Genomic DNA, 6467 nt, shown 5'->3' on the forward strand with positions numbered 1-6467 from the left:
TCCGTCGTCCTTCACGCCGACCACCGCATACTGCGGTTCGTCGGTTCGTTACTCATGTAGCTAACCATGGAGGCTGGCGGCCGATCCGTCAAGCTCCGCCCGAAAAGTCGTTCTCGACGCCGGGCCCGCCCTGCCTACCTGCTCGGCGTGTTCCCGACGCCGCGCCTGCCAGACGCACTGACCAGCCCCACCAGCCCTTGATTCCGTTGGTGGAGCTGTCACACAGGCCGCGGCCGCGCCGAACGCGCGCGGGAAAGTGTCGACGCCAGCGGTGACCACCGCGCCGACCTGCTCCTGTGGGGCCGGCGGCGTTCTCCTCGCCGGCGCCGTGTCGCTGCTCGGCGAGGGCGGGGTGGCGATCGCCGTCGGCGCGATCTCCGGTGAGCCGACGGTCCTCGCGCCGGACGCCCTCGCGAACCCGGCGCGCAGACGGGTGCAGGGCTACTGGGGCCGCTGGCCGCTCGGCCACGACCTACGCGAGCTGGTCGGGCTCGTCGCGGCCGGCCGGCTCACCCCGGCCGACCACCCACACGCCAGCTGGCACGCGGTCGGCGAGCTGGCCGCAGGCTACCTCGACGGGCGCATCCGACGCCGCCGTGCTGTCCTCGAGGTCGACTGAGACGCCGACCGGGACGTCGGACAGGACGTCAGGCGGCCGCTGGCGGCCCGGCCTGGGTAGACCGACGGACGGCTCGGCCGGATAGCGGGCCGCCGACACGGCCACTACAACGTCGGCCGCCGCCGCGTGGGGCGGGTAAGCAGAGTTGAGGCCCGGCGACGTGTTTTCCATGGCCTGTTGAAGGATTCGCCGGACAATACCTTGGGGATTTCAGGCGATCCGAGTGACTGGCCATCAAAGCGACGGCCGATCGACAGGGTGAACGCCCGACCGCTGGCCGAGCCGCACGCCGGTCCGTAGATCATGTGATGTCCGAACTGGCCCGCCAGGCGCGCGTGCCCTCCCCAGCGGTCACCGAGCGCGTGCAGCGTATACGGCATAACGACATAGTCATCAGCCGGTGGTCACGATAGCACCCGAACGTAAAGAAAATATTTGAAAATACCCCATCGGTAGCGGACCGTGACGCCTGAGGTGTGTGATACGGGCTACGGTCACGGGAACATGCCCTGGCGGGACCGGCTGACGGGTGACGGCGAGCGGATACCGCATGCTCACCGTCACCGGTAGCCGTCTGATCCGTCTGACTCCCAATGGGCGCTGGTCGCACCGCCGGCTGCGGTGGTGGGTCGGTGGGAGAAGCACGACCGCCTTGACCTGGTCGATGCGATCCTCTACGTGGTGCGCACCGGCTGTGCCTGGCGGGCACTGCCGTCGGACTATCCGCCCTGGCAGACGGTCTGCTACTACTTCGCCCGCTGGCACGACGCCGACGTGACCGAACGTGTCCACGACGCACTACGGGGTCAGGCCCGCCGGCAGGACGAACGCGACGTCGAACCGACGGCGGAGATCATCAACGCTCAGTCCACCGGACACCCCGGACAACTACGGACCGTTGTCGCCTGCCCGGAACCCGCGGAGCTCACCGGCCGTCAGGTCCGTGCGCGGTTCGACCCGGATCTGGGTGACGCGCTGGGCGCGCACCGGCGCTGAGTAGAGGAGGAAGCCGTCCTCGATGACCTGATCGATGATCTGTCCGATGACGACCCTGACGTACCGTACCGTGGCTTCTGTCGTTGCAGTCAGGCCTGAGCACGTTTCCTGAGCACGGAATGTGATGCCTATGGCAGGGCATGAGGCGGCGGCGCTGGCGTAGAACGCGTTTCCGATCGACGGCGCTCACGCGCGTGTAGCTATACGCGCGCGTGAAGGATTCCCTGGGTGCGTATAGAACTATGCGCGGTGCGTGTAGGCCGTCCAGCGACGGCTACCGCTGGCTACCAAGGGTCCGTCGTCCCGGGCGAGCCGGCGCAGCAGTCGCGACGCCTGGTCGGGGGACAGCGAGCACAGGTCGGCTGCCTCGCCTCGGGTGATCTGGCCGTGGGCCGCGACGTAGCTGAGCACCATCTGCTCCTGCTGAGCCTGGTCGAAGCCATGCACCCGGACGTAGGCGGCGGGTTCGCGAAGTTCGCGGTAGACAGCGGCGGTGAGATGCCAGGTACGCCCCTTACCTCCGCCGCGTGCTTCCACGAGGCCACGGTCGACCATCCGCGCGAGCTGCCGCCGGACCTCCGAGTCGCCGACCTGTAGAAGGGCAGCGGCAGATCGCGTCCTCTCGACCGAACAGGAGCAGTGCGCCGGCGCAGATCACGGTCGTGCCGCCGCGTTGCTCGAGTAGACCGAGGGCGCGCGCGACATCATGGTCATCAAGATCGGCTAGCACGCGGTCCCCGTAGCCGGCCGATTCCCGGATCAGCCGGCGAAATCGCTCGAACTCCAGCGGGTCCAGGTCATTCCAGGTTGCGTCAGGCACCGGAAGCGCCGAGTAGTCGACGGCTCCTCGGTCGATCTCGTGCGCGAGCATCTCGTGTGCGTGGATCGGTATGCACGTCGGCTTTCCATCGCCACCGATCGCCCGTCGTTGGTACATCCCGCGGGTGGTTCCGACGATACGTGGGCTGTTCTCTACCTGGACGCACAGCACGGGCGTACCGTCGATCTCGATCGTGGACACAGCCGTCTGTACTGGGGGTTGCGTGGAGTTCGCGATGAGCGCCTGCAGCCGCTGCGGATCGGTACGGTTGCCATGCCGCGGTCGAGCGCCAGTGACCAAGCCGGAGTCCTCGACGCCAAGAAGCAGCAGGCCACCGTGGCCATTGGCCAGGCAGACGACCGCCTCGATCAGCTCGCGGTCGCCGAGTGACTGACGTTCCTCGCCCTTGAACTCGACGGACAGCGTCTCTCCGCCGTCGATCGCCGCGCGGACGGAGTCCGCATCGAGCAGCGAGAAGGAGATGAGATGGCTGACCATCTGGCCCCCTCCTGCCGTCACCGGTTTGATCTCGCAGGCGTCAGGCTACTGAAGATACGCTTGCTCAGCGTCCGATTGCCTGCTTGTAGGCAGGTCGGCCCACAGCCGCGATGCCGGATGAGGGCCGGGGCTGCAGCATCGTTCACTGTATCGAACACACGTTCCGCAGGCCTGGTGGGTTCGGGTGCCGCGGTCCGCCAGTGCGTCGGTGGCTGGGATCCGGAGGCGGCGCATCGGGCTGTCGGACCGTTCCAGTAGCGTTGGCCGGCTGTCTTATCAGGGGGAGGTCGGTCGTGCTGCTGGAGGAGCTCAAGCCAGGGCTGCGCGTCGACGGGCTCATCCCCGCCGAGGTCATCACGGTCATTGCCGCGCAATGGCACGGTTCCGACGCGCTCGAACTGACCTACAAGACCACCGCCGGCGGCCTCGGCCAGCAGGTCGTCTTCCGCAAGGACCAGGACAAGCTCAGCGTCGCCCAGACCGGCAGCCGCGCCTTCGACGCCAACGCCAGCGACTTCAAGCTCGCGGCCGAGGCGCAGCGCATCTCGCTGGCCGGGCTGTTCGACCCGATGCTCGCCGTCGCCACCAGTGACGTGCGGCCTCTCCCCCATCAGATCCGCGCGGTGTACGGCGAGCTGCTCCCGCGTACCCCGCTGCGCTTCCTGCTCGCCGACGACCCCGGCGCCGGCAAGACGATCATGGCCGGCCTCTACATCAAGGAGCTGCTGCTGCGCGATGACGTGAAGCAGTGCCTCATCGTCGCGCCCGGCGGGCTCGTGGAGCAGTGGCAGGACGAGCTCTTCTTCAAGTTCGGCCTCCGCTTCGATCTGCTGACCAGCCAGCTCATCGACTCCCAGGTCAACCTCAACGTCTTCGAGACCTACCCGCTCCTCATCGCACGGATGGATCAGCTCTCCCGCAACGAGCGGCTCCAGGCCCAGCTCGGAGAGACCGAATGGGATTTGATCATCGTCGACGAGGCCCACCGCATGGGCGCCCACTACTTCGGCGGCAAGCTGGAGAAGACCAGGCGCTTCCAGCTCGGGGAGCTCCTCGGCGAGATCACCCGCCATCTGCTGCTGATGACCGCGACCCCGCACTCGGGCAAGGAGGAAGACTTCCAGCTCTTCCTCACGCTGCTCGATCGGGACCGGTTCGAGGGCAGGCAGAAGAAGACCACGGACACCAGCGGGATCATGCGCCGCATGGTCAAGGAGGACCTGCTCACCTTCGAGGGCAGGAAGCTCTTCCCCGAACGCGTCGCCGAGACCGTTCCCTACGAGCTGACCGCGTCGGAGTACGCCCTCTACGAGGACGTCACCCACTATGTCCGCGAGGGGATGAACCGGGCCGACCGGGTCGGCGGCAAGCGCAAGAACACCGTCGGCTTCGCCCTCACCGTTCTCCAGCGGCGGCTTGCCTCCAGCCCGGAGGCGATCTACAAGAGCCTTGTGCGCCGTTGCGAGCGCCTGGAGCGCAAACGGCAGGAGATCCTCAACGGCACCTACCGCGAGCCGGACCCGGCAGTCGAGTGGAGTGCGATCGACGCCGACGAGTTCAACGCCGAGGAGATCGAGGAGCTGGAGGAGGACCTGCTCGACGCCGCCACCGCGGCGCAGACGGTAGCGGAGCTCAACGCCGAGCTGATCGAGCTGGCCGAGCTGGTGAAGACCGCCAGGCTCGTCCGCGACGCCGGCACCGACCGCAAGTGGACCGAGCTGTCGAACATCCTCCAGGACAACGCGCTGACCACCGACGCGAACGGCTGGCCGCGGAAGTTCATCATCTTCACCGAGCACCGTGACACCCTCGACTACCTCCAGGCCAGAATCGGATCGCTGCTCGGCAAGCCCGACACGGTCAGGGCCATTCACGGCGGCGTACGCCGCGGCGAGCGTCGCCAGATCACCGAGGAGTTCACCAAGAACCGCGACGTCCAGATTCTGATCGCCACCGACGCCGCCGGCGAGGGCCTTAACCTTCAGGCCGCCCATCTGATGGTCAACTACGACCTGCCGTGGAATCCCAACCGCATCGAGCAGCGGTTCGGCCGCGTCCACCGCATCGGCCAGGAGGAGATCTGCCGGCTGTGGAACCTCGTCGCGTCCAACACCCGCGAGGGTGAGGTCTTCACCCGCCTGCTGGGAAAGCTCGACCAGATGCGCCAGGACTACGGCGGCAAGGTCTTCGACGTCCTCGGTGAGGCCTTCTCCGAGATCCCGCTGCGCACCCTCCTGCTCGACGCCATCCAGTACGGCGAGCGCCCCGACGTGAAGGCGAAGATGCACGAGGTCATCGACGCCAGCGTCGGCGACGGCCTCAGGGACCTGCTCGAGGAGCGGGCGCTCGCGTCGGAGCACCTCGCCGAGGCCGACCTCCAGCGGCTGCGCGCGGCGATGGACGAGGCTCGCGCCCGGCGGCTCCAGCCGCACTACATCGAGCTGGCGTTCAAGGCGGCCTTCACCCGTCTCGGTGGCCGGATCGCCAGGCGTGAGCGGGGGCGCTACGAGATCGCGAACGTGCCCCAGCACATCCGCTCGGCCGGCAGGGGGCCGATCGCGACGAAGTACGACCGGGTCGCCTTCGACCTTGCCCACGCCCAGCCCGACGGGCTCGCTCGGGCCGACCTGCTCGCGCCCGGCCACCCGCTCCACGACGCGGTCATGGACGAGACCGTCCGGCGGTTCGGCGGCGCGCTGAACCATGGCACCGTGCTCGTGTCCTCGACCCTCGACGAGCCACACCTGCTCGTCGGCGTCGTCGAGGAGGTCACCGACGCCACCGGCGAGTCGGTGGCGCGCCGTTTCGGCTACGCCTACGTCGACAGCTACGGCACCGTCAGCCCCGCCGGCCCCGCGCCGTACCTGGACTGCGTCGCCGCTCCCGCGAGCCCGGCGACCGACGCCGCACGTGCCGTCGCGTGGCTTGCCGAGGCCGAGGACACGGCCACGAGCTGGATCATCGCCAACCGGCTCCCCGAGTACCTCGCCGAGGTTCGGCCCCGCCGGCTGGCGGAGCTGACGAAAGCCCGCGACCTGGTCACGAAGCGCCTCACCGCGGAGAGCGAGCGCCTACTGTTCGAGGCGGCGATCGCCTCGGAGAACGAGCGGAAGGGCGAGCGGCCCAGGGAGTCGTCGGAGAGCCTGGGCCGCAAGGCGGTCGAGCTCGACCTCCGGCTGCGCAGGCGCCTGGAGCTGCTCGACCAGCAGCAGCTCATGTCCACCAGGCCGCCCCGCCTCGTCACCGCCGCCCTCGTGCTGCCCGTCAGCATGTTCGAGGACGAACTGCCGCCGTCCGCGCCGATGCACGCTAAGGAGACCAGGGAGGTCGAGCGTCGCGGCGTCGACCTCGTCATGGCGCGCGAGCGAGAACTCGGCCGCCAGCCCGTCGAGCAGGCGTTCAACAATCCCGGCTTCGACATCCTCTCGACCGACGCCCAGGGCGACACCTACCGCATCGAGGTCAAGGCCCGCCTCGACGGCGCCACCGACTTCTTCGTCACCCACAACGAGGTGATGACCGGCAAGAACGCCG

At 68.3% G+C, this 6467-nt stretch carries 4 protein-coding genes and 1 pseudogene; 3 read left to right on the forward strand and 2 right to left on the reverse strand.

Translation table 11 applies throughout. The annotated features are described in order from the left end of the window. The first annotated feature begins 271 nt into the window (after nucleotides 1–271). Together AC5LSR_RS21815 and AC5LSR_RS21820 are read left to right on the forward strand one after the other, a co-directional pair. The gene (locus AC5LSR_RS21815; RefSeq protein WP_250287525.1) at nucleotides 272–619 is read left to right on the forward strand and encodes an MDR/zinc-dependent alcohol dehydrogenase-like family protein; all 348 of its coding nucleotides are present in this window, start codon (nucleotides 272–274) and stop codon (nucleotides 617–619) included. A 594-nt stretch (nucleotides 620–1213) separates the two neighbouring features. After that, nucleotides 1214–1615: pseudogene (locus AC5LSR_RS21820) on the forward strand (transposase); the annotation flags it as partial. A 240-nt stretch (nucleotides 1616–1855) separates the two neighbouring features. On the opposite strand, the gene AC5LSR_RS21825 reads toward AC5LSR_RS21820, so the two are convergent. Both AC5LSR_RS21825 and AC5LSR_RS21830 read right to left on the reverse strand, forming a co-directional pair. Then, on the reverse strand, nucleotides 1856–2170 hold the full coding sequence (locus AC5LSR_RS21825) for a DNA glycosylase AlkZ-like family protein (RefSeq protein WP_250287523.1): 315 nt from the start codon (nucleotides 2168–2170) through the stop codon (nucleotides 1856–1858). Then, nucleotides 2130–2933, reverse strand: coding sequence for an AlbA family DNA-binding domain-containing protein (locus AC5LSR_RS21830; protein WP_250287521.1), 804 nt, complete (start codon nucleotides 2931–2933; stop codon nucleotides 2130–2132). The genes AC5LSR_RS21825 and AC5LSR_RS21830 overlap by 41 nt, the downstream gene beginning before the upstream one ends. 293 nt (nucleotides 2934–3226) lie before the next feature. On the opposite strand from AC5LSR_RS21830, the gene AC5LSR_RS21835 reads away from it, so the two are divergent. Beyond that, on the forward strand, nucleotides 3227–6467 hold a 3241-nt coding region (locus AC5LSR_RS21835; RefSeq protein ID WP_493468922.1), incomplete at its 3' end, for a helicase-related protein.

Source organism: Protofrankia sp. CiP1_Cm_nod4 (assembly GCF_982290645.1).

Bases quoted from the DNA above. Each gene is read 5' to 3' on its own strand.
- AC5LSR_RS21825 (WP_250287523.1), bottom strand. From the start codon at position 2,170: ATGGTCGACCGTGGCCTCGTGGAAGCACGCGGCGGAGGTAAGGGGCGT.
- AC5LSR_RS21830 (WP_250287521.1), bottom strand. From the start codon at position 2,933: ATGGTCAGCCATCTCATCTCCTTCTCGCTGCTCGATGCGGACTCCGTC.